At 42.7% G+C, this 22,698-nt stretch carries 18 protein-coding genes; 8 read left to right on the forward strand and 10 right to left on the reverse strand.

What is annotated here, in order from left to right:
- Nucleotides 1-175 precede the first annotated feature (175 nt).
- Entirely contained in the window at nt 176-421 is a 246-nt protein-coding gene (locus tag Q5H80_RS18045) for a DUF2164 domain-containing protein (RefSeq protein ID WP_017059821.1), read from the reverse strand.
- 289 nt (nt 422-710) lie between these two features.
- Between Q5H80_RS18045 and Q5H80_RS18050 the strand changes: the two genes are divergently transcribed.
- Both Q5H80_RS18050 and Q5H80_RS18055 read left to right on the forward strand, forming a co-directional pair.
- Nucleotides 711-1,346, forward strand: coding sequence for a hypothetical protein (locus Q5H80_RS18050; protein WP_304569459.1), 636 nt, complete (start codon nt 711-713; stop codon nt 1,344-1,346).
- Between the two features lie 570 nt (nt 1,347-1,916).
- Nucleotides 1,917-2,654: an EAL domain-containing protein gene (locus Q5H80_RS18055; protein WP_304569460.1), complete on the forward strand. Its 738-nt coding sequence runs from the start codon at nt 1,917-1,919 to the stop codon at nt 2,652-2,654.
- Between the two features lie 222 nt (nt 2,655-2,876).
- Here Q5H80_RS18055 and Q5H80_RS18060 read toward each other — a convergent pair whose 3' ends face one another.
- The 3 genes from Q5H80_RS18060 to Q5H80_RS18070 are packed head-to-tail and all read right to left on the reverse strand — an operon-like array spanning nt 2,877 to nt 8,076.
- On the reverse strand, nt 2,877-5,936 hold the full coding sequence (locus tag Q5H80_RS18060; RefSeq protein WP_304569461.1) for an efflux RND transporter permease subunit: 3,060 nt from the start codon (nt 5,934-5,936) through the stop codon (nt 2,877-2,879).
- Entirely contained in the window at nt 5,933-6,988 is a 1,056-nt protein-coding gene (locus tag Q5H80_RS18065) for an efflux RND transporter periplasmic adaptor subunit (protein WP_304569462.1), read from the reverse strand. Before Q5H80_RS18065 ends, Q5H80_RS18060 begins: the two co-directional genes overlap by 4 nt.
- Nucleotides 6,988-8,076: an efflux RND transporter periplasmic adaptor subunit gene (locus Q5H80_RS18070; protein WP_304569463.1), complete on the reverse strand. Its 1,089-nt coding sequence runs from the start codon at nt 8,074-8,076 to the stop codon at nt 6,988-6,990. The genes Q5H80_RS18065 and Q5H80_RS18070 overlap by 1 nt, the downstream gene beginning before the upstream one ends.
- A gap of 149 nt (nt 8,077-8,225) precedes the next feature.
- Between Q5H80_RS18070 and Q5H80_RS18075 the strand changes: the two genes are divergently transcribed.
- The gene (locus Q5H80_RS18075) at nt 8,226-8,972 is read left to right on the forward strand and encodes a TetR/AcrR family transcriptional regulator (RefSeq protein ID WP_304569464.1); all 747 of its coding nucleotides are present in this window, start codon (nt 8,226-8,228) and stop codon (nt 8,970-8,972) included.
- Nucleotides 8,973-9,079: 107 nt separating this feature from the next.
- Here the strand turns inward: Q5H80_RS18075 and Q5H80_RS18080 are convergent, their stop codons facing one another.
- The 3 genes from Q5H80_RS18080 to Q5H80_RS18090 all read right to left on the reverse strand — a co-directional run bounded on the left by Q5H80_RS18080 (nt 9,080) and on the right by Q5H80_RS18090 (nt 11,355).
- Nucleotides 9,080-10,351, reverse strand: coding sequence for a DEAD/DEAH box helicase (locus Q5H80_RS18080; RefSeq protein ID WP_012600681.1), 1,272 nt, complete (start codon nt 10,349-10,351; stop codon nt 9,080-9,082).
- Between the two features lie 57 nt (nt 10,352-10,408).
- Entirely contained in the window at nt 10,409-11,020 is a 612-nt protein-coding gene (locus Q5H80_RS18085) for an ACP phosphodiesterase (protein WP_304569465.1), read from the reverse strand.
- Nucleotides 11,021-11,226: 206 nt separating this feature from the next.
- Nucleotides 11,227-11,355, reverse strand: a complete 129-nt coding sequence (locus Q5H80_RS18090; protein WP_017059831.1) for a hypothetical protein — start codon at nt 11,353-11,355, stop codon at nt 11,227-11,229.
- Nucleotides 11,356-11,802: 447 nt separating this feature from the next.
- On the opposite strand from Q5H80_RS18090, the gene Q5H80_RS18095 reads away from it, so the two are divergent.
- Both Q5H80_RS18095 and Q5H80_RS18100 read left to right on the forward strand, forming a co-directional pair.
- Nucleotides 11,803-13,026, forward strand: coding sequence for an aromatic amino acid transport family protein (locus tag Q5H80_RS18095; RefSeq protein ID WP_304569466.1), 1,224 nt, complete (start codon nt 11,803-11,805; stop codon nt 13,024-13,026).
- A gap of 148 nt (nt 13,027-13,174) precedes the next feature.
- A complete protein-coding gene (locus Q5H80_RS18100) occupies nt 13,175-14,599 on the forward strand; it encodes a methyl-accepting chemotaxis protein (protein ID WP_304569467.1) in 1,425 nt (474 codons plus the stop codon).
- A 442-nt stretch (nt 14,600-15,041) separates the two neighbouring features.
- Here the strand turns inward: Q5H80_RS18100 and Q5H80_RS18105 are convergent, their stop codons facing one another.
- From Q5H80_RS18105 to Q5H80_RS18115, 3 genes are all read right to left on the reverse strand, one after another.
- Nucleotides 15,042-15,770 (reverse strand): HAD-IA family hydrolase, encoded by a 729-nt coding sequence (locus tag Q5H80_RS18105; protein WP_304569468.1) that lies wholly within the window; start codon nt 15,768-15,770, stop codon nt 15,042-15,044.
- Between the two features lie 208 nt (nt 15,771-15,978).
- Complete coding sequence (locus Q5H80_RS18110) at nt 15,979-17,787, reverse strand: HD domain-containing phosphohydrolase (protein ID WP_304569469.1); 1,809 nt, start codon at nt 17,785-17,787, stop codon at nt 15,979-15,981.
- A gap of 60 nt (nt 17,788-17,847) precedes the next feature.
- Nucleotides 17,848-18,342 (reverse strand): hypothetical protein, encoded by a 495-nt coding sequence (locus tag Q5H80_RS18115; RefSeq protein WP_304569470.1) that lies wholly within the window; start codon nt 18,340-18,342, stop codon nt 17,848-17,850.
- A 247-nt stretch (nt 18,343-18,589) separates the two neighbouring features.
- On the opposite strand from Q5H80_RS18115, the gene Q5H80_RS18120 reads away from it, so the two are divergent.
- The 3 genes from Q5H80_RS18120 (at nt 18,590) to Q5H80_RS18130 (ending at nt 22,557) form a co-directional block, all read left to right on the forward strand.
- Complete coding sequence (locus Q5H80_RS18120; protein WP_304569471.1) at nt 18,590-19,066, forward strand: CreA family protein; 477 nt, start codon at nt 18,590-18,592, stop codon at nt 19,064-19,066.
- A gap of 143 nt (nt 19,067-19,209) precedes the next feature.
- Nucleotides 19,210-20,514: an inosine/guanosine kinase gene (locus Q5H80_RS18125; RefSeq protein ID WP_304569472.1), complete on the forward strand. Its 1,305-nt coding sequence runs from the start codon at nt 19,210-19,212 to the stop codon at nt 20,512-20,514.
- A gap of 294 nt (nt 20,515-20,808) precedes the next feature.
- A complete protein-coding gene (locus Q5H80_RS18130) occupies nt 20,809-22,557 on the forward strand; it encodes a formate--tetrahydrofolate ligase (RefSeq protein WP_304569474.1) in 1,749 nt (582 codons plus the stop codon).
- Nucleotides 22,558-22,698: the final 141 nt, after the last annotated feature.

Consider the following 22,698-nt stretch of genomic DNA (forward strand, 5'->3'; position numbering starts at 1 on the left):
CCGAATGTTAACGTGTCGTGTAGTTTTGAAAAGCGTACCCTACACCAAGTTTGCGTAACATATTATTTACCAAGTTTTACATTAGTTACATCATTTCAAATTAAACGAGTTATTCAAAAATTTTGAACAAGTTGCTTTATGGACAAATTTCTTTGTCGAACAATCGCTTGCTAAGTTATATTTCAACGATTTGTTCAATTTCATAGAGCTCATCTGAGATGTCTAACATCTTACGTTCCATCACTTTTTGAGCGTCTTCTATCCCCTTGTTGTAATACACCGCCCCAAACTTTTTACTGATGAAGTCGACTAAGAATTCAGTGTCGAACTGACCAAGCTCTACATCGAGCTCATCTTGTAGGTACTTTTGAAGTGTATGAGTGAGTTCGGATTTTTGCTTTGAATCTAATTGAATGGTCATGGGTGTTTCCAAATAAAGAGTAAGTAGAACAATTTTGATTAGCCGACTAAGCTATAATTTCGTTAGCTCACTGCAACTCTGCCAATCAGCTGAAGTTTTCTAACTAGCTATAATTCCTCATAATTTAGTTTACAGACCAGTAGAGTGCCAGTGCTATCCATAAAATCGCTCAGTAATGGTTAATTTTGATAGAGGGATCAAGAACTCGCACTTTGACAATAGGTAATGGCGCCGAAATTACCGTACTATTGCCCATCAATAAGATAGCAACCGTGTATAAGAGGCTTCATTGTTATTAGATCTGGTGATTAAAAGCGTCAATCAGTTTCAAGACGATTGCTTGAAACTTTGTGAACGTCATTACCCTACCGTACACAATCAAGGGATCAGTGAACATCACATAGGCAAAGCGTTTGCGAGACGAATGGAGCACACTTTCGTTAGCTTCAATCATGTAAGCAACGTAAGCCCACTAGAAATGCTCTCTTCTGGTGAAACGCCACGACACTTCCGAATCTCTTCTGAAATTGGTACCGTTTGGGTGATTAGCCACCATATGGTGAGCGCAGGAAAGACTTGTCGTAAAAAGTTGATGCTGGACATTCACAACTGGCAGCAAGAGTACGGATTTGCCATTCAACCCAATGACCTATTGATCATTGTCTCCGACCATTGGATAAGTCGAAGCAAAAACAGTGGTGAACTCTTGCATTGGTGGATGGGGGAACTCCCAGACCAGATTAGCGACTACAGCCTACAAGGTATCACGCTAAGAGAGAGTGATACTCAATTCGCAGATGATTTAAATAGTAACTTCAAAATCAGTCCGTGTTTTATCCGATTCGCTCACCCGCTAAAACGCTCTGGAAATCAACAACTAGTTCGTAAATATCTGCAACTTTATGCGGTAATACAATGGCAGTAAAATACAAGCCAATTTTCAATTTGATATATAACGTAAATAATTATACCTACACTTTTATTTTATAAAATAAGGCATATATTCCACTCATTTATTATCCGAGTTCTCCAGTTTACTAATTAATAACTTAACAACCTCAATATTAATTTTGAGAGACAGACATCATTTTTGTGTAAACACGGAGATCTATTTATTTTATTATTTTGATACTCCCCCAGAATGTAAGCCTTTAACCATATTTATTTCAGGTGTATACGTGTTAAGGCTTTATATTGATAGGGTTGATATGATATAGGTTACTCAGACATCAAATTCACTGAACCTATTAAACAAGCCAAGCAATATATATCCTTGATACATAATGACCTTTATCATCCTGATTTTTCGCTGATTTTAATTATTTAGATGTTACCGTGACAAATTAATTTTTATTAATTGACAATTTATCAACACCTGTCAATATTATGACAGCTGTGACGTATATTCTCGTCACTGAATAAACACCTTTTATTAGCGATTATGATTTTATCAGACAGAAGTGAATTTATTAGTTGTATATCTGTGGATGCCGATATGCAGTTTATTGCGAAATACCAAGACTTAACACTTACAAGTGTCTACCAACCTATATTTGATTCTTCTTTGACTCAGATAGGCGTAGAGGCTTTGGTTCGTATTTCCAATTGTAAAGGTGATGTCGTTCGCCCAGATCACTTCTTCCATTCAGACGAAACCTCATACACAGACAAAATCAACGTAGAGAGACTGAGCCGAGCCATTCACATCCGTAACTTCGCACAATCGACGGTCCGTCACTTAAACCTTTTTTTGAACGTTCTTCCAAACGTTGGTGAGTTGTTTGCCTCTGAAAAAGTAAAAGACACTCTGTTAGCTAAACGTCTTCACGAGCTTAACTTATCGTGCGAACAAATCGTCATGGAGTTGGTCGAACTTAATGTAGAGAGTGAAGAACGTTTAAAAAACGCGGCCCACTCACTTGCGGATAATGGTTTTCAAATCGCTGTTGATGATTTTGGAGCACAGGCGTCAACAGAGCAACGTGTTCGCCATATCGCTCCTCATATCATCAAAATCGATCGCTCTGTGATGTTGGATTTTGAAAACGGTGATACTCGAAAAATGGAGTTAGTAGTTAAGCTTGCCAACCAAATCGGTGCGAAGACGGTCATCGAAGGGATAGAAACCCAACACCAACTGACTGCGATGCAAAGTTTAGGCTTCGATATGTATCAGGGCTATCACTTAGCCATGCCAAAGCCGATTGAGTTGGATATCCGCCTAGCAGTCTAGAATATGGCCCCTATTCTCTATTATACCGGAAGCCGCTTTACCATTGGCTAACGACTTTTGTAATACCTATCTTTTAAAATGCTCCTTATTAAGGCACGCATTGCTATCGCAACGTCCTCTTAGTTCGGCCCTCTCTCGTCTTGTTTTATCAAATCACACCCGTAAAAAAGCCCAGTCAAAATTGACTGGGCTGGCTTAAAAGAATCTGTTTTATATCAATCCCTAATAACCCGCAGTGGAAGGTTTGATTCTATATAGAATGGCGAACATCACTGGTACTACTATTAGCGTTAGTACTGTAGCAAAGCCTAAGCCTGCCATGATGGTAATCGCCATCGAGCCGAAAAATGCATCGAATACCAAGGGAATCATGCCCAAGATAGTCGTTAGTGCTGCCATAGATACCGGTCGTACACGACTAATCGCGCTGTCGACAACCGCTAGGTATGGGTCTTTACCTGTTGAGAGTTCAGTGTTTATCTGGTCAAGCAGGACGATACCATTTTTCAAAATCATGCCGCTTAAGCTCAGTAAGCCTAGGAAAGCCGTGAAACTGAATGGCATATTGGTACCTAACAGACCAATCGAAACACCAATGATAGAAAGTGGTACCGTAAACCAAATCACAAGCGGCTTACGAACCGAGTTAAACAGGAGCATGGTGATAATAAACATCAGCAAGTAACCCATTGGTAGTGAACCAAATAGAGATTCTTGTGCATCTTTAGAGCTTTCGTATTCGCCGCCCCAACTGATGCTGTAGCCTTCTGGTAGAGCTAATGCTTCTACTTGTGGTTTCACACGAGCAAACAAACTCGCAGGTGTTTCATCACCAAGAACATCGTGGTCAGCCAATACCGTTAGCGTACGTTTTCTATCACGACGTTGAATCAGTGGCTCAGACCATTGAAGCTCTACGCCATCAATCACTTGCTCAACTGGGATGTAAGTTTGTAGCGATGGGCTCCAAATCTTCACGTTGTTCAGTGATTCGAAGTCAAAACGCTCTTCTTCCGGTAAACGCGCAACGATAGGTAACATATGAGTACCATCACGCAGTAAACCGATGTTGTAGCCACCAAACGCCATTTGTAACGTTTCAGAAAGGTCAGTTTTTGAAATGCCAAGACGACGTGCCTTTGACTCGTTAAATAGCGGCACTAGTTCTTTAGTGCGTTCACGCCAGTCGTGACGAACATTTCGAGAGCCAGGATCCGCCAAAAAGATATCTTCTACCTCAACAGCAATACTACGCAATACTTGAGGGTCAGCACCGATAATACGCGCTTCAATTTTCGAAGCTGGTGATGGGCCAAACTCAATCAGTTTAAATTGGAATGTAGGTTGTTCAAATTTGTTGGCCAAGTCCTTGTCTAGCCCTTCTAGGACTTTAAACATGGTGTCGCGGTCAGTCGTTCTTACTTGCAACTGGCTGTACGCTTCGTAACTTTTCTCGGGTTGATATGTCAGCGCAAAACGTTGCATGCCCTGCCCAACTGTTGTGGTTACAAACTCTACGTCGCCTTGCTGGCGAATGTAGCTTTCAACTTTTTCTGTCTGCTTGATCGTTTCACGAACATCGGTGCCCTCTGGCATCCACATATCGACGTAAAACATTGGCGTGTTTGATGGCGGGAAGAACTGTTGCTTCACCATACCAAAACCAACAATCGAACCAGCTAGCAGAGCAATCATACTGATGACAGTTAACCATCGGAAGCGCAATGCAAATTTCAGAGACGCGCCGAAGACAACGAACAGAATACCTTTATATGGGTCTTCGTTCTCATCGACCTTGTCTTCTTCTTTCAGCATCATTTCTGCAAGGAACGGAGTCAGCGTTAGCGCTGTAACCCAGCTCAAGAACAATGAGAAACACAATACCCAGAACAGTGAGCCCATGAACTCGCCCGTTGCGTCTTTTGACAAACCGATCGGCGCAAAGGCTGTGATAGCAATAATGGTCGCACCCAATAGTGGCCATTGCGTTTGTGTCACGATGTCTTTTGCTGCTTGAAGCTTAGTCTTTCCTTTCTTCAAACCAACTAGAATACCTTCAACGACAACAATCGCGTTGTCCACCAGCATACCGAGCGCGATGATCAAAGCACCCAGTGAGATACGGTGCAGTTCGACATCGTTGTAATCCATCAGGATGAAGGTTCCAAATACCGTCAATAGAAGAACTAAACCGATGATCAAACCACTGCGTAGACCCATGGCGAACAGCAGAACAATAATAACGATGGCTACCGCTTCAACTAGGCTGATTAAAAAATCAGCCACTGATTTGTCTACTTCTTGTGCTTGGTTGTAGAAGTAGTTCAGTTCTACACCCGCTGGTTTAATACTTTCTAGGCGATCCAGTTCCGCATCCAATGCTTTACCAATCTCAACCACGTTTACGCCTGAAGAGAACGCAATACCTAGGTTGATCGCAGGTTTACCGTTGTAAGTTAATACATTGCTCGGTTTTTCTTGGATACCGCGAGTAACCTCAGCGACATCTTTCAAGCGAATCAAATTGCCTGTGTCACGACCATGAATGATTAAGTTTTCTAGCTCTTCAACCGTGCTCAATGTTCCGTTAGGTTTGATGGTTAGGCTTTGACCGTTGAGCATTACCTCGCCTGCCGATACCACACTGTTTTGTTGTGCTAACAGTGACGTTACCATCGACATATCTAGGTTCAGCGCCGCTAATCGCTCAAGTGACATCTCAACGAACAATTGCTCTTGTTGGTCACCTGCAATGCTTACTTTTCCTACACCGTCGACCAATTCGATTTCACGCGTTAGATAATCAGCATATTGTTTGAGCTCAACGTAATCGTAGCCATCACCCGTCAGCATGATCATCACGCCAAACACATCACCGAAGTCATCAATGATCTGAACGGAGTTAACACCACTAGGAAGCGTGGGCTGTAGATCGTTGATCTTACGACGCATTTCATCCCAGATTTGAGGCAGCTCATCTGGACCGTAGTCCATCTTCATGCTCACCATAATTTGAGACATACCATTCGACGACGTTGAGGTTATCTTGTCGATATAAGGCAGCTGTCGTATCTCTTTTTCAAGTGGATACGTTAACTCTTCTTCAACTTCCATAGACGTAGCGCCGGGGTAAGTTGAAATAATCATTGCATCTTTAATGGTAAAAGCTGGGTCTTCTAAACGGGATAGGTTGCCAAAAGACGACACACCGCCAATGGCCAAAATGACTAGAAACAGCCAGCTGATTACTTTGTTTTTTATTGAATATTCTGCGATGTTCATTCTGCTTTTCCTGACAATTCGATTCCGTCACGGAGTTTTCTTAGATTCGAGTTTACGAGTCGATCACCTTGCTCAACACCATGAGCGATTAATGCGCCTTGGCCACTGATCTTGTCGACTTCTACTTCGCTTTTGAACGCTTGTCCGTCTTCCATTTTCCACACATAGAACTGATTAGCTTCAGAGCCCGCTTCTAGCGTTGTCATTGGTAACTGGTAGCCTTGAACATCACTCAGACCCGCTTTCGCCATATCGACATTGACCGTAACGCTCGTGCCCGGCAGAATTTCACTTTCAGGCTGCTGCATCTGCATCCAAAACTCGTAGGTACGTGATTGTGGGTGCAATTCGCTAGTGTGCTCTAGATACGTCAGTGGATATTGGCCTGTGTGACCACCAAAGCTCGCCTCAGGACGATAGCTATTTGAACGCATGTCTGGGCTAATTGATGCCAAGATCGAATCTGATACTTGAATTCGTACATACACTTTATCGTTTTGGTACACACTCAGGAGTATCTCCCCAGGAGTCGTATTCTCGAATCGTTGCTTATCGACGGTTGAAACTGTTCCTGAGAATGGCGCTAAAAGCTCTGTGTAACTTAGCTTGCGTTTTGCTGCCGCCAAATTCGCCGATGCTAGCTTGTAGTTAGCAGTCAGTTGGTCGTGTTCTGATTGCGATAACATCTCGCTGCCAAACATCTCCGTACCACGGGCCAATTGTTTGCTCGCCAGTTTGAATTGAGATTTAGCATCAGTTAGATCTTGAAGGTACGTTGCGTTATCTAAGGTGGCTAATAACTGCCCTTTTTCGACTTTGTCACCTGCTTCCACCAATACTTGTTGAATTTCGCCTGCAAGCTTAAATGCCAACGGTGTAAGTTCTGCAGGCATCACCTGCCCATTAAAACTTCTGAACTGATCAGTCAGCGGCGCGCCAACGTCAAAGGTAGAAACCAATAAAGGCGGTTGTTCACGGTGTACAGCTTCATTGTTACAGGCTTGAAGTAACAAAACCGACGCGACAACAACTGATAATTTTAAAAGGTTCATTAAATCCCCCCCTCACGAAGCCAAGCTTTTACTTGCTGTCCGTCTGATAACACATCCACACCTGCTTCAACGATAAGGTCGCCAGAAGAGAGACCTTCAATAACTTTGCCTTGCTCATCAAGCAGGACTTGTACTTTAGAAATCGATCGAGATTCTGGGTTATAGCGCCATAGCTCGCCATGGTCAGCTTGTTTGGTTAGCCAAGCTGAATCAACAATGCCAATACCGTAGTCTGATTTACTCTTCTGAACTTCAACTTGCGCTGTCATTCCAGAAAGTAGATTGATGCCTACCGGCTTGTCGATAGATACAACCGCTTGGTAGCTGTTGGTGTCTTCATCTGGTTGTGTAGAGATCTCTTTAAAACGCGTTGGGATACGAATACTGCGGTGGCTATCCATTACAACCCACATGTTTGAGCTCGTTAGGTCTTGAATAGAACGGTCTTCAAGCTTAGATACCGGAATAGAGAACGTCACATCCATTTCACTGTGATTCAAAATATTAAGAACTGGCTGCTTTTCAGCAATTAACTGATATTGCTTACCAAACACCATAGACACCACGCCATCGAATGGAGCAACTAATGTGGTGTAACCAAGGTTTGTTTTTGCTTGGTCCAACTCAACGTCAGCGGCAGTAAAGGTGTTCACGGCTTGGTCGTAATAATCGGTACTCACAAGCTTTTTCGAGTACAACTCTGAAGCCTGCTTGTATTGACTGTTCGCCAAGTCAAATTTCGCTTGTGCAGCATCAACAGCAATTCGGTAATCCGTTGCATCTAACACGGCTAAAACTTGGCCTTTCTTCACTTCTTGTCCCATACGAACATCGAAAACTTCGATATCGCCACCCACTTGAAATGAAAGAGCAGCGCGGTCGGTCGCATCTACTTTTGCGATAAAACTATCAAGCTCGATATCTACCTGCAGAGGAATCTCAAACAACTTTACAGGCTTGATTACCTGCTCATTTTCCTCTGACTGAACTTTGTTACATCCAGTTAGAGAGCCAGCGAGCAATAGTGCGGCAATAACCGCGCCCGTACGCTTGGTCGGTATAGCTTTGATAGACAAATTGGATTGCATGATGCTTCTCCATTTAATTATTATGATTTATTACACAGGTGTGCAGTATATTTATTATTAAAGAATTCTCAAGCTTTACTTTCCACTTGTGCAGTATTTTTTATTTCAAGGAAAACAGTGTAGAATGTGGTAATCAGGTAAATGTAGAAATGAAGATGACTGAAAAGAAACAAGGCAGAAGAAGCGCAAAAGACGCTGAAGAGACTCGATTTCAAATAATGGCTGTTGCAGCAGAGATGTTTTGTGATGCAGGTTATGAACGAGTTTCGTTACGTAATATCAGTGAAAAAGCTGGGGTCTCTCATAGCCTTATCCGCCATCACTTTGGTAGTAAAGAGAAGATCTGGCATGCCATAAGCGATTGTTTACACGAGTATTTTCAATCTTACATCAGTAAGATTATGCAAGAATTACCAAAAGACGTAACGCCCAACATTTCGATCTATTTGTTCGCTATGCGCCTTTTTACCAACATGATTCACTCACGAAGACCGATGCAACTTCTTTCGGATTCTGTACGTCAAGAAGACAACCTGGTCGATTACTTCATCGACAACGTCGGCGACCTTGAGCACGAAATCAATATGTTGGCCGACCAATACAACAAAGTAAACCCGGAAAAAACCGTTAATATTTTCGAAATAAAATGGCAAATGATCATGTTCGCTAACGGTGCAGTCTGCCTAACCCCGTTCATGGAAAGCACTTGGAACGAGGGGAATATGGAGGCGACGCCTGATGAAGCTTTGATGAAGCATTGGCAGATGTTCAATAAACAAATGGTCAATCAATTTGCTATTGAGGATGAATGGGTGCTTAACCCAACGACTCTTGAAGAGTTGATTTACGAGGTGCCTTGCGTGTGGAAGTGTAATCCTGAACACCACAAATTCTGATAACCAATTACGAAGCTAATTGGCTTGATATAAAAACGCGCCGTTACAGAACTAACCGTAACGGCGCGTTTTTATATCTTATATATTGTAGATCTTAATCTGGCTGATTAACGACGCGCTTTACCGCGATTTTGGTGAATCTTAAGTTTCGCTTTCATCTTACGTTTTTCTGATGAACGACTTTTACTGCGACCACCTCGATCGGGAGCTAGATCTTTTTCTAGGCTTGGTTCAAAACCCTCTAACCACTCTTGAGGCAAGCGCGTATCCAGCAATCGTTCAATGTCACCCAGTAGGTAAGCTTCATCCTGACTCATCAAAGAGATCGCTAAACCACTGTTGCCAGCACGGCCAGTACGGCCAATACGGTGAACGTAGTCTTCCGCTTTAAATGGCATATCGTAATTCACAACTTGTTCTAGCTGCTGGATATCAATACCTCGAGCTGCCACGTCGGTTGCAATTAACGCGCGTACTTTACCTGACTTGAAATCGTCTAATGCTTTTTGGCGCGCACCTTGGCTCTTATCCCCATTGATTGATGCCGCTTTAATGCCATCTAGCTTAAGCTCTTTAACTAGAGCATCAGTGCCCTGCTTAGTTTTCGTGAACACCAACACTTGTTGCCAGTTTTTTGAGCCAATCAAATAGGCCAATAGTTCACTTTTACGCGATTTATCAACCGGATAAACCATCTGGGTAACAGTGTCAGCGGTGCTGTTTTTTGGCGTCACTTGAATTTCGCTTGGTGACTGCATCATTCGATGTGCCAGAGCTTTAATTTTGTTATCAAACGTCGCAGAGAAGAACAGAGTCTGTCGCACCTCATTCATACGAGAAAGAATGCGTTTGATATCAGGCATGAAACCCATGTCTAGCATACGGTCTGCTTCATCCAGTACCAACACTTCAGTGTGGCTCAACATGATGTTCTTAGTGAACATATGGTCGATAAGACGGCCCGGAGTCGCGACTAGAATATCTGCTCCCCCGCGTAGATTTTCAGTTTGAACCTTCATGCTAACGCCGCCGTAAGCCACCACGACTTTAATGTCGGTGCCCTTTGCGTAGCTGGTTACGTTATCGAAAACCTGTTGCGCTAGTTCACGTGTTGGTACCAACACAAGCGCACGAACTAGCTTCGGGTTTGGAATAACGTTGTCTTTTGTCTCGATTAATCTTTGGATAATTGGCAAACCAAATGCGGCCGTTTTACCTGTACCCGTTTGAGCACCAGCCAATACATCTTTGCCTTCTAATACCAATGGAATCGCTTGCTCTTGAACACTGGTAGGAGCCGTAAAGTTAAGCTCTGATAGCGTAGCAAGAAGATGCTCAGATAATCCTAGTTGGTTAAAAGATTTTGTAGATTCAGACATAGTATGATGCTCACAGATTAAATAGGCGCGGATTGTAGCAAACCTGCATTACGCTGTTTACCTTTCCTTTTGATTTTTCTTCATTTGAAGCGCATTAAACTGCTTCGCTTCTTCTAAAACACTAGGATAAAGCTCATAAAAGTGACACTGCAACGTGCTGTAGTGATGTTCTAAGTCGTGATAGCAAGATTTAAGCATCCCAAGCTTTGGCCGTCTCAACGCCATGCGTTGCAATACCACCTCAATGGAAGACATGTCTTGATAACTTAGCAACCAACGTTGTTCTGCCATTTTCTGGTGAACAGTAATGAAGTGCTCAGGCCAATGAGGCTCTTGGTGTTCAAAAATCTGTTGATGGCTGTCTACGCAAAAGCGCTCAAGTGATTGCGTTGAGAACTGAGCCCAATGATTGGCTAAACAGTGATCCCAAAATACATCGAGTGCGATAGGTGCAAAGCGTCGTGTTTGGTGTGAGAAAAGCGATTTTGCAGAACGAGATACATCATGATGATCAGTATAACTATCAACGAATCGATGAAGTCTTATTCCGTCTGAAAGTGAGTTTGAATAGTACTTACTAGGGTCGCCTTTAACGAAGTCACCTAACAGATTACCCGCTAAGTTACTTTTACAATGCTTGGCGATGTGGAGGTGTGCGAGAAAGTTCATTGAACCTCATTAAAGTATCGAGAACTAAGTAACATGGTAAACGTACTCGTTTATCTTCGCGAACTTTAATGAGGATAGTTTTGTTATGACGTGTGAGCGAATGAGATTTGCTCAGTTTAAGAATTGTTTAATTTGAGAACGTTGAACTACATAAACCTTTAGTTCAGTAACACTTAGTTTGAAACTTAATTAAAGATCTTAAAAACTTAGTTCGAAGACTTGAAAAGCTCTTCTGCTAATTGTTTAACCGTCTGTTCATAGTCAGATAAATCAATGCCAATTTCCATAGCATCTAACAACTCTAGACTTTCGTCATTATAAGATTGGTCACTCATCGTGCCCCCTCTATTCCTTAGTGTGGACATGTTGTCCGATTAACTAGTGCACCATCTTGGACTTATATTATGTCACTTTGATGAACGCACTCTACTCTACCCATTCCATATTTATAGCTTGAAGCTACTCGCGATCATTAGCGCTTGTTTACGCTAAAGGGGCATACGCGAACGACATATGTACTGCCACCTTACACCAATTACAACAAATTACCCTATAAATTTTGAAGTAAATCACACTCAAACGTTTGCTTAAGCATTTTTAGTTCCTTACGCACCAACTAGTGTACACATTTATATACAGTGGATATTTTTAATTACATTAAACATTGCATTTAGAATTAAACTCAATCAAGATACTTGAAAATCGAGATATTCTTTGGGTTTATTCTCTTAGACCAGAAGAAATACAACGAAAACCCACCCTAACGTAAAGAATTATATACAATGAATAAATCAAAGGTTTTTGGTAGTACTTTGATCATTGCAGGCACAACCATTGGTGCAGGCATGCTCGCTCTTCCACTCGCATCTGCAGGAATTGGCTTTTCGACCTCACTATTTCTAATGCTTGGCTTATGGGCTCTAATGGCCTTCACTGCATTATTAATGGTAGAGCTTCATCAATTCGCTGAATCGGACGCAACTCTACACACGTTAGCTCACACGATTTTAGGAACAAAAGGAAAGTGGATCGCAAGCTTCGCCGTGATGTTTCTTTTCTACGCTTTGTGTGCCGCATACATTGCAGGTGGCGGTGCGCAGTTTAACCAACGTATATCGGATATCGCAGGCATTGAACTCAATGGTCAAATCACCACACTCCTATTTACACTGTTAGTTGCGGGAGTTGTGACGATTGGTACACACAGTGTTGATAAAGTTAACCGCGTTTTATTCGGACTTAAACTGATCGCTATGGTACTGGTACTCAGCTTCCTTGCACCAAACATCACCTCTCAATACCTAATGAGCATGCCACTACAACAAGGGCTGATTGTTGCTGCGATACCGGTTGTGTTTACCTCTTTTGGTTTCCACGGCAGCATCCCTTCAATTGTTCGATACCTGGATGGTGACGTTCGCTCTTTACGTAAGGTCATGATTATTGGCTCTGCACTGCCTTTAGTCATCTATGTTTTCTGGCAGAGTGTTACGTTGGGTGTGATTAGCCAAGAGCAATTATTGTCTGATACTAGCTTGGGTGCGCTTCTAGTCTCACTATCGCAAACGGTTCATAAATCAAACTTAAGCTTGATCGTGGGTGTATTTGCTGACCTTGCACTTCTTACTTCTTTTATTGGCGTGAGCTTGGGGTTATTTGAATTCATGGGTGACTCTCTAAGCAAGAAACTAGGCAATGCCAAACGCGTTAAAACGGCCGCTATCACTTTTTTACCACCATTAGGTTTTGCCCTGTTCTACCCACAAGGTTTTATCATGGCTTTGGGTTACGCTGCCATTGCACTTTCAGTGCTCGCGATTCTGCTGCCTACAGTGATGGTATACAAGGTTCGTTACACAGGTTTATTAATAAAACCTCACGCTACAGAATCAACTTACCAAGTGTTAGGTGGAAGCAAAGCGCTGTTTTTAGCGGGTAGCGTTGGCGTGTTTATCATTGCAATTCAAATCCTTATTTCTGTAGGGTTATTACCATCATTAGGCTAATAAACCCATCGAGAGCAAAAATACTTGATTGATGTCTCATGAACGATATATTGCTATCATTAATTTTCATAATTAATCGATCGGAATCACATTTTTATTAAGGTCGGTTATTTAGAGTCCACGGTAAAGGATTTACCGTGGAGTTTTTATGAAAGAAGTACAATTTAGAACGATAGACAAACTGTTTATTAAAATGTCGATTAACGACAAGTTTTGGGTCATTTTCTTGATCTTTTTCGCCGCTGTAGCAAGCCTTGCTGGTTTCAACTATGTCAACAAGGTAGAACAAATTGACGCAAGTGCAAAACAGCAGGTTGAGTTTCAATTGCAAGGCATTTTATCAGCGTCAGATTCCCCAGCTTCGGTTCGTTCAGTAAGCCAACAAACACGCCTTCAAGAAACCACTATTTCAAACACGGGTTCCGTGACTGCTACGGCACTGGCACAAGATGGCAACTACTACTCTCTTACCGTTTCAACTAGTGATACACAGAACCAAAAGCAGCAAGCACTGTACTCTTTATTACTCAGTTTTTTGTGGTGTGTGCCTTTTGGTCTTTTCTGTTACTGGGTCGCTACTTTCCTAGGTGGCGCACTTTGGGTGCTTTACTCAACCACTCAAAAGATTGGTGATGGTGATTTAACATCTCGCCTTGGCTTCCATCCGGGACGAGATGAGTTTGGTACGATTGGTTGCGCCCTTGACCGTTCAATGGATACGCTAAGTGAACTAGTCAATAACGTAAACCAAAACGCAGCAACACTGAGTGAAACGTCAGCTTCTTTCGAAAAAGAGATGAAGCGCAGTGAAACACAGATTATGAGCCAGAATTCATCTCTAGACTCTGTTGCAACTGCAATGGACCAGATGACGGCATCAGCAAATGAAGTATCGAATATTTCAGCTCGGTCTACAGAGCAAGCAGAGCAGGATGCTCAACAAATCAATGATAGTCATGCCATGGTTCAGCAAGCCATCTCAGAGATCACCACCCTTTCTTCTTTGATTGAGCAAACCTCGTCTTCTGTTACGAGCTTGAACGTAAATACAAGCCAAATCAACGAAGTCATCACCACGATCAACGCAATTTCAGAGCAAACCAACTTACTTGCACTAAATGCCGCGATTGAAGCAGCTCGTGCGGGTGAACAAGGTCGTGGTTTCGCTGTTGTTGCTGATGAAGTGAGAACGCTCGCTAGCAGAACTCAATCAGCTACGGTTGAGATCCAAACGATGATTGAACGCTTACAGCAAGAGAGTCAAAACATAGCTAAGATCACGGTGCAAACGGTTGATCAAGCGCAAACCAGTAGCCAACTCATTTCACATATTGGTGATGACGTAAACTCGATTGCAGATTCCGCACAAGCGCTAATGGACATGAGTCTACAAATAGCAACGTCAGCTGATGAACAAAGCAACGTAGCGAATACCATCGCTGCTGAGCTTAATGATATACGAGGCCAATCAGACGTAATCAAAGATGTCGCTCAAAACTCTTCAAAGGGCGTATCTAAGCTGACTGAAGCATCGGTTTCTCTGTCTCAAACTTTGGCAAGATACCGCACTTAGCACTTAGCAACTAGCTATCAGCTATTTGCACTGAATGCTTAATGCTTAATGCTTAATGCTTAATGCTCAGAATTAAGAGCAAACCTAAGAAGGATTCATATAGAGTCCTTTTTTTATTGATGTCGATTAATAACCATGGCAAATCCATACCCCTCAGTTATTAACATGAAGTAAGTCGCAAAGGAGGGATTAAGAGGAGCCAAAACTGTCTAATAATCGAGCTTAGGGGTAATCTATTTGAACGGGTCTTATTTTCGCTTACCCTTTTGCTGCAGGTGACACATAATGAATAAAACAGATGCACCATACACCGACGACATCACATGCCCTTTATGCCAACATGACGAATATCTACTTTCAGAAAGTGGAGAGAAGTTCACTTGTGCTGCATGCGGTTTCCACACAACACAATTAAGCAAAGTAGTCAGCCTTCAATTAGGCTCTACCCCACCAAAGCTCCAGAGTGCGGTATACCACCACTTGAGCAGCGCTTGCCATTAATCCAAATCGAGATTTCTTCCAAACTGTAAATATCCTGAGCCGCTAGCTCTGCTATGTCGGCTTCAGTATTATCACTCAATGAACCTTCAAACGTTGGTCGCAATCTAAAAGATTGAATACCCGCACGAACTCCAGCTTCAATGCCTTTCACCGTGTCATCAACATAAATACATTCGTTTGGTAAAAAGCCCATATTCATTGCGGTATACATGATCAGGTCAGGCTCAGGTTTCCAGCTATTGGCATCAAAAGCTGAAAATACTTTGCCTTTGAAGTCGTCGAGCATTCCTGTCATTACCAATGAAGATTCAACTCGAGATTTAGGCGCATTGGAAGCTATACAAAACTCAATGTCTTGTTGCTTGAGGAATTCAATAAGCTCAATAGCACCATCCATCGGCTTTAAATGGCGTTGGAACAAGGCTTCTAATTCAGTGCGATAAAGCGGCTCGAGTGTATCGATGGAGATAGATAGCCCTAAACGTGCTTGTGTATCCATTAAGATGTCAGCTAGCTTCCCACCTTGAAAGTGCACATAGCAGTCATTAACGCTTAACTTAGCCCCGAAGCTAGAAAACACATTAACTAAAGCTTGACAACACAGCTTCTCGCTATCGATGAGTGTTCCATCACAATCGAAAATTACACATTTAGTTTGTTCTAACCGCATAGCTCTCTCACTCGCATTGAATTCAAGTTTTATCCTATAGTGTTCTTTCAATACGCGGGATGATTAAGGTAACACTTTACCTATCGGTCCTTATTTCTCTACGCGAAATATGCAGTGGATCACTTTATGCCCAACCATAAGCAACAGCATTCATTAAATTAATATGCTTTGAGCGTCACCAATCACGACTTTATTTGCCAATAAACCGTTAACTCACGGCCAATTCTTCAATAACAATAGGTTTGTCCGTTACTTCAATGCGACATTCAGTGATGACTGTGTCTGGATACGAATCACGAATAGCAACAAACTCGGGTAAGTGGCTCAATAGTAATTGAGTAAGCTCAGGATCGAACTGATAGCCACATTCTCTCTCGAACAAATCAACAACCATCTCTAATGGCCACGGCTCTTTGTAACAACGCGTACTAAGTAGCGCATCAAATACATCCGCGACCGCAGTAATACGAGCAAACAAGTGAATTTCATCACCAACCTTCCCATTAGGGTACCCTGCTCCATCCCAACGTTCATGATGTTCATTGGCAATGATTGCAGCCAAGTTGGTAATATCGCCCGCTCCACTCTTCAATAAATTATAGCCCGCCGTCGTATGAAATTTCATAACCTCCCACTCTTGGTCGGTTAATTTGCCAGGCTTATCTAAGATCGATTCAGGAACCGAAATCTTACCCACATCGTGCATTGGGCTGATGATTTCAATCATCTCGACCTCGCGATGGCTCAAACCTCGATACTTAGCAAGCAACGCAGACAATTTGGCGACACGCTTAACGTGATTACCGGTTTCGCCAGAGCGAGTTTCAATCGCCTCTCCGAGAACATGAATCATATCTTTTTGAATATTCAGTGTTTGCTTCTGAAGCTTTAAGATTCGTTTGCTCTTTTTAGCCAGTTCTTTCTTTTGGCGTAGAGTGACAAACTGCATCAAAATAATCAGGCTCAAACCCGCAATGACCATCGACAGACCCAATAGCAACTGAAAGTTTTTACGAATAAAGGATGAAGGCTCATTAATGAATACAGCCTCATCAGGTAGCGTACTCTCACGGATGCCGAACTTTTTCATCGCTGGATAATTGAAAACAAAACGTTTGTTATCACCTGGAGTTAAAGGTTCGTTGAAACCAAGTGGTAGGTACTTATCTAGCGCGTTAACGGCCTCTTCACCCATGCTTTTAGAGTGATTCACATAGCCACCAAGTACATCTCCCGAAATATAGAACTGCCACAAAGCAAACACTGGAGCAGCACTTGCTTTAGACAATGCATCCGCAATCTCTTGGTAAGTGTGGTACACGCCTCGATTCAATTCGGTGTTGTAATGACTGAGCAAAACCGCGTCATCAGCAGAGATACCTTCCAAAAAATGACGGGTACGCACTAACGATAGATCGCGTATTTCAACCAAAGTGATATTAGGGAACTCCGTCATCACACGATTCATATCTTTGTGAATTAACTCAGAAGTGACACTGTAATCATTAATGAAATAGAGCTTCTTGAGATTAGGTCTTAACTTAGAGATCAGCTTAATATTGACGTCTATCTGATCGTTCTCATAAAGCACAGTTGCTCTATCAGACACCGAATACATGTCTGTACTGAAATCGTTAATACCGGCAGCAACGACAGGTGTGGAGCGATCGATCAAATTAGGCAGAGATTCAAGGAAGTTAGCAGCATTGTCGTCAACCGCAATGACGCCGTCAAACTTATAACCGGCATACTTGGTACGTAAGTAGTTCGCAAGAGAATCGTAGTACTCAGGGCTATGGACACGCTTTGAATCCAAATACTCGATTGAAAGCTTAACTTCGGTTTGAGATTGGCTGAACGCACTGTCTATCCCTTTTTGGAAATCAGCAGTCCATTGGTAAGAAGGTTCGTATGAGTGTAAAACTAGGATGCGCTTGATATCCCAGCCATTAGCAAAACTGTGAGAGGAAAAAGCGCTAACACACAATACAGCGATTGAGAACAATAGCTTGCACATACAACACCCTTTTAATAAGACAGGGTATTGTACTTAGATTAACGCTTCCTCAAAGAATCTTTAGTTCTCGACCCATACTTTATCGTGAGAAGCATGATCTTGTGCCCAAAAATCAAGTAACTGCTTAGCAAAACCGTTGATACTTTGACCACTTTCAACAACAACGTCTGAAATGAGCAGAGAATCTTCAGCTTCTGTTACGATAGCGCTCGCTGCAACATCACCATTTTGAGTCCCTATGTATAAGACATGTTCGTCAGATAACATAATCTGACTCAAGAACTCTAGCATGTATGCCCTTTCGGCTTCATCTTGGTAAACACTTGCTTGGTTAAGTGAGAAAAGTACGGTCAGCTTATGGAAATCGACTTTATGCAGTTCATCAATTTGTGAAGGCGTTTGATCTTGAGCGAGGAGTTGGTATGTCTTGGATGGGAGTTTGCTTTGATAAAGTTGTCGGCCTAGCAAGCTCTCTTTTGCGGGATAGGCAATATCGAGTTGACTAAACAGCCATTGATTTTTCTGTTTTGCACTTTCAGGTATTTCGTTATTCATTCTTTTAGTACCTACGGTTAGTATCCCCAAATGTCACAGCTACTTGGAAGACATATATTCGACTGAGGTGCCGAGCTACAAGCACAGAGCATACAGAGCATGACCAAGGCCAACAAGTACTTTAAATACTTCATATTTTCCATTCTCCAACAACATCCTTTAAGAACTTAACGAAAAGCTCTACACTCGTATTCAAGTTTCAATATCCTTATAGTAAACAGAACTCTATAAATAAAAAGGACTTCTCATGAAAAAAGCCTTAATAGCAGCGGGTATCATCACAATGTTGGCAGGCTGTTCGGACAACGAGGTTGGCGACGTCTCTCTTGGATTCTTCACAATGAAAGATATCAAGATGTCTTCTTTAGATGACGACAAAATCGCAGGTGTGACTTGTCATATCGCATCAATCGAAGCAAACCTTAGCCTTTCTGATCCAAGCGATAGCTCTATCTCTTGTCGTCAAACCGGTGAAATTACATCAGAAATGATTGCTAAAATAGACAAAAGCAAATCTGGTGAAGTGGTATTCAAACAATCAAAAAGTATCTTCTTCAAAACAATGAAGGTTCGTCGAATCTACGATGCAGACAATCAATCGCTGCTCTACTTGTCATACACCACTAAAGAAACAGAAGGCAGTTTCAAGCATAGCCTTTCAACCGTTCCACTTTGGGGTACAAAGGCTTACATTGACCCTGCAACACGAGTTCCAGCCGAATAGTCTCACGTAAATACCCTCTAGCCAAAAGTAAGTAAAATCACCTGTACAGACATTGTGCAGGTGATTCTAAATGTAATAAAAATGAAAGAATCAGAAACAAAATGTGATACTATGCGGCAAAATTTTTTCACTGTATTTTTCATATGAAGTTTCCTGGACAGCGTAAATCTAAACACTATTTTCCAACTCACGCACGTGATCCGTTGGTCAACCAAATGCAACAAACGCCTAAGCTTCACCGCGCAACGATTGTCGGTGTTGGTCAAACGATTGTTGATATCGAAGCCCGTGTTGATAACGCGTTCCTTGAAAAATACGAGCTGAGTAAAGGTCACTCACTGGTATTGGAAGAGAGTAAAGCAGATGCGTTATATGAAGAGTTAGTTGAGCGCGGTTTGATCACGCATCAATACCCTGGCGATACTATTGGCAACACACTGCACAACTATTCCGTACTGGCAGACAGTAAATCTGTATTGCTTGGCGTTATGTCGAAGAAGATTGAAGTTGGCTCATTTGGCTATCGTTACCTTTGCCGCACTTCTTCTCGTATGAATCTAAACCACCTTCAAACTGTTGATGGTCCTATTGGTCGTTGCTACACACTTATTTCTGAAGATGGTGAACGTACGTTTGCAATCAATGAAGGCCACATGAACCAACTGCTTCCTGAAAGCATTCCTGAAAAAGTTTTCGAGAAAGCATCTGCATTGGTTGTATCTTCATACCTAATGCGCGGCAAGCCTGAAGACCCGATGCCAAAAGCGGTACAAAAAGCGATCGAATACGCGAAAGCGCACAATGTACCAGTAGTACTAACACTTGGTACTAAGTACGTGATCGAAGGCAACGCTGAATGGTGGCAAGAATACCTGAAAGAGAACGTAACCATTGTCGCGATGAACGAAGACGAGGGTGAAGCGTTAACGGGTGAAAAAGATCCGCTTCTAGCTGCTAACAAAGCACTTGAGTGGGTTGACCTAGTTCTCTGTACTGCAGGCCCTATAGGTTTATACATGGCAGGTTACACAGATGAGCTAGCGAAACGCGAAACCACCCTGCCATTGTTACCGGGTAACATCCCTGAGTTCAATAAATTCGAATTCAGCCGAGCTATGCGTAAGCAAGACTGTAAAGATCCAGTAAAAGTATACTCTCACATTGGCCCTTACCTTGGTGGCCCGCGTGAGATTAAAAATACAAACGGCGCTGGTGATGGTGCACTTTCTGCACTACTACACGACATGGCAGCGAACAGCTACCACCACGTGAATGTACCAAACTCGGAAAAACACGAGCACACTTGCCTAACTTACTCGTCTTTATCTCAAATTTGTAAGTATGCAAACCGTGTAAGCTATGAAGTGTTGACTCAGCACTCTCCTCGTCTTTCTCGTGCACTACCTGAACGCGAAGATAGCTTAGAAGAAACATACTGGGATCGTTAATCGACCATATTAGGTAGTTAACTCTTAGAGGTTAACGCCAAGTTAGATTACCCACTCCTTGAAGGGCTGCTATATGCAGCCCTTTTTGTATTCAACCTCAATATAATTGCAACTGAAGGTAATCAGATCGAATATTTTGCTCGTTTAAGATTTGATCTTGCGCAATGACTCTTTAGATCTGTTATCTTCCAGCACATAATTGATGTGGTTTGCCTTTACTTGGCAAATTTATACAGTACTATCGCCACGCAAACGTTTACGTACTACCTTTCGGTTCTGATATAAGGATCAAATATGCTGTCTGATATTGATATTTGTCGCTCTACTCCCCTTAAAAACATCAGTGAGGTTGCCAAGCAAGCTGGCCTTCAAAACAATGAACATCAGCCATTAGGGCAATACAAATCTAAGGTGTCTCTCACATCACTTGAGCGCCTCGCCAACCAACAAGATGGTAAATTGGTCGTGGTGACCGCTATCACACCAACGCCTCTTGGCGAAGGCAAAACAGTTACCACTATCGGATTAGCACAAGGTCTAGCAAAGATTGACCAATCCGCTATGGCCTGCATTCGTCAGCCTTCAATGGGCCCGGTATTTGGTGTAAAAGGCGGTGCTGCCGGCGGTGGCTATTCACAAGTTGCCCCAATGGAGCAATTGAACCTTCACCTGACTGGCGACATTCATGCCGTAACCGTCGCTCATAACCTCGCCTCTGCCGCTATTGACGCTCGTTTGTATCATGAGCAGCGTGAAGGTTTAGACGCCTTTGAAGCGCGTTCGGGCTTAAAAGCACTGGATATCGACCCAAGCAGAATCGTATGGCGACGTGTTCTCGACCATAATGACCGTGCATTACGCATGATCACGGTTGGCAAGAACGAAGCAGACAAAACAATTAATGGCTTTGAGCGCGAGGATGGCTTTGATATCTCAGCGGCTTCAGAGCTGATGGCAATTCTTGCTCTAACTGATGACCTTCAAGATTTAAGAAAACGCATCGGGCGAGTGGTACTCGCATACAATAACCAAGGCTTGCCATTAACCGCAGATGACTTCAACGTAGCAGGTGCTATGACCGTCACAATGAAGGACTCCATAGAGCCAACATTAATGCAAACCCTTGAAGGGGTTCCTACCCTAATCCACGCAGGGCCTTTCGCTAACATCGCACACGGTAACTCTTCTATTATTGCCGATAAGATTGCGTTAAAACTAAGTGACTTTGTCGTGACCGAAGGTGGCTTCGGCTCGGACATGGGTTTTGAGAAAGCGTGTAACATAAAAGTGAAAGCATCGAACAAAAAGCCCGATTGTGCAGTCATTGTCGCAACATTACGTGGATTAAAAGCCAACTCTGGTTTATACGATTTGAGACCGGGAACTCCGCTACCAGACTCAATCTTTAATGATGACCAAGACGCGCTCACTGCAGGTTTTGAAAACCTTAAATGGCATATCAACAACGTTAAGCAATACCAAGTGCCTACCGTCGTTGCGATTAATCGATTCCCACAAGACTCAGCTCAAGAGCTCGACGCTTTGAAACAGATGATCACCGATTTTTATCCAAACGTGAGCGTTGAAGTGAGTGAAGCCTTTGGCCAAGGTGGCGAAGGTGCAACTCAGTTGGCTAACGCAGTGATAAAGGCCTGCCGACATGACAGTGAATTTGAACCTTTATATCACTCAGAGCAAAGCTTAGAAGAGAAACTGATGGCAGTCGCTGAAGTTGGATACGGCGCAGCAAGTATCTCGCTATCACCACTTGCCAAAAAACAGTTGGCGGAGTTTAGACAACACGGCTACAGCAACCTATCGGTTTGTTTGGCAAAAACGCCACTGTCAATCTCCACTGAAGCGCACATAAAAGGTGCACCATCTCAGTTTGACGTACCCGTTAGGGAGCTAAAGCTGTGTGCTGGTGCTGGCTTTATTTACGCGCTGTGCGGCAATGTAATGACCATGCCAGGCCTGCCTGATAAACCAGCTTTTATGTCGTTGGACATTGATAGCAAAGGAAACATCGTTGGCTTAAGTTAATTAAGACAAGACATAGGCTAAAAATCCGCTTTATCTAGAATAGCCTGTCTGTACTTTGCCCCACCATATTGACGGACAGGTCATCTACTTCTCAGCTCTAACGGCTCAATTAACACCCCAATTGCAATATATTTCATTGAA

This window comes from Vibrio sp. SNU_ST1 (genome assembly GCF_030563405.1).
Taxonomy (GTDB): Bacteria; Pseudomonadota; Gammaproteobacteria; order Enterobacterales; family Vibrionaceae; genus Vibrio.

What these genes read in the sequence shown, in the direction of transcription:
- Q5H80_RS18045 (WP_017059821.1), bottom strand. Translation starts at nt 421, where the DNA reads ATGACCATTCAATTAGATTCAAAGCAAAAATCCGAACTCACTCATACA.
- Q5H80_RS18055 (WP_304569460.1), top strand. Translation starts at nt 1,917, where the DNA reads ATGCAGTTTATTGCGAAATACCAAGACTTAACACTTACAAGTGTCTAC.
- Q5H80_RS18060 (WP_304569461.1), bottom strand. Translation starts at nt 5,936, where the DNA reads ATGAACATCGCAGAATATTCAATAAAAAACAAAGTAATCAGCTGGCTG.
- Q5H80_RS18065 (WP_304569462.1), bottom strand. Translation starts at nt 6,988, where the DNA reads ATGAACCTTTTAAAATTATCAGTTGTTGTCGCGTCGGTTTTGTTACTT.
- Q5H80_RS18070 (WP_304569463.1), bottom strand. Translation starts at nt 8,076, where the DNA reads ATGCAATCCAATTTGTCTATCAAAGCTATACCGACCAAGCGTACGGGC.
- Q5H80_RS18075 (WP_304569464.1), top strand. Translation starts at nt 8,226, where the DNA reads ATGAAGATGACTGAAAAGAAACAAGGCAGAAGAAGCGCAAAAGACGCT.
- Q5H80_RS18080 (WP_012600681.1), bottom strand. Translation starts at nt 10,351, where the DNA reads ATGTCTGAATCTACAAAATCTTTTAACCAACTAGGATTATCTGAGCAT.
- Q5H80_RS18085 (WP_304569465.1), bottom strand. Translation starts at nt 11,020, where the DNA reads ATGAACTTTCTCGCACACCTCCACATCGCCAAGCATTGTAAAAGTAAC.
- Q5H80_RS18090 (WP_017059831.1), bottom strand. Translation starts at nt 11,355, where the DNA reads ATGAGTGACCAATCTTATAATGACGAAAGTCTAGAGTTGTTAGATGCT.
- Q5H80_RS18095 (WP_304569466.1), top strand. Translation starts at nt 11,803, where the DNA reads ATGAATAAATCAAAGGTTTTTGGTAGTACTTTGATCATTGCAGGCACA.
- Q5H80_RS18100 (WP_304569467.1), top strand. Translation starts at nt 13,175, where the DNA reads ATGAAAGAAGTACAATTTAGAACGATAGACAAACTGTTTATTAAAATG.
- Q5H80_RS18105 (WP_304569468.1), bottom strand. Translation starts at nt 15,770, where the DNA reads ATGCGGTTAGAACAAACTAAATGTGTAATTTTCGATTGTGATGGAACA.
- Q5H80_RS18110 (WP_304569469.1), bottom strand. Translation starts at nt 17,787, where the DNA reads ATGTGCAAGCTATTGTTCTCAATCGCTGTATTGTGTGTTAGCGCTTTT.
- Q5H80_RS18115 (WP_304569470.1), bottom strand. Translation starts at nt 18,342, where the DNA reads ATGAATAACGAAATACCTGAAAGTGCAAAACAGAAAAATCAATGGCTG.
- Q5H80_RS18120 (WP_304569471.1), top strand. Translation starts at nt 18,590, where the DNA reads ATGAAAAAAGCCTTAATAGCAGCGGGTATCATCACAATGTTGGCAGGC.
- Q5H80_RS18125 (WP_304569472.1), top strand. Translation starts at nt 19,210, where the DNA reads ATGAAGTTTCCTGGACAGCGTAAATCTAAACACTATTTTCCAACTCAC.
- Q5H80_RS18130 (WP_304569474.1), top strand. Translation starts at nt 20,809, where the DNA reads ATGCTGTCTGATATTGATATTTGTCGCTCTACTCCCCTTAAAAACATC.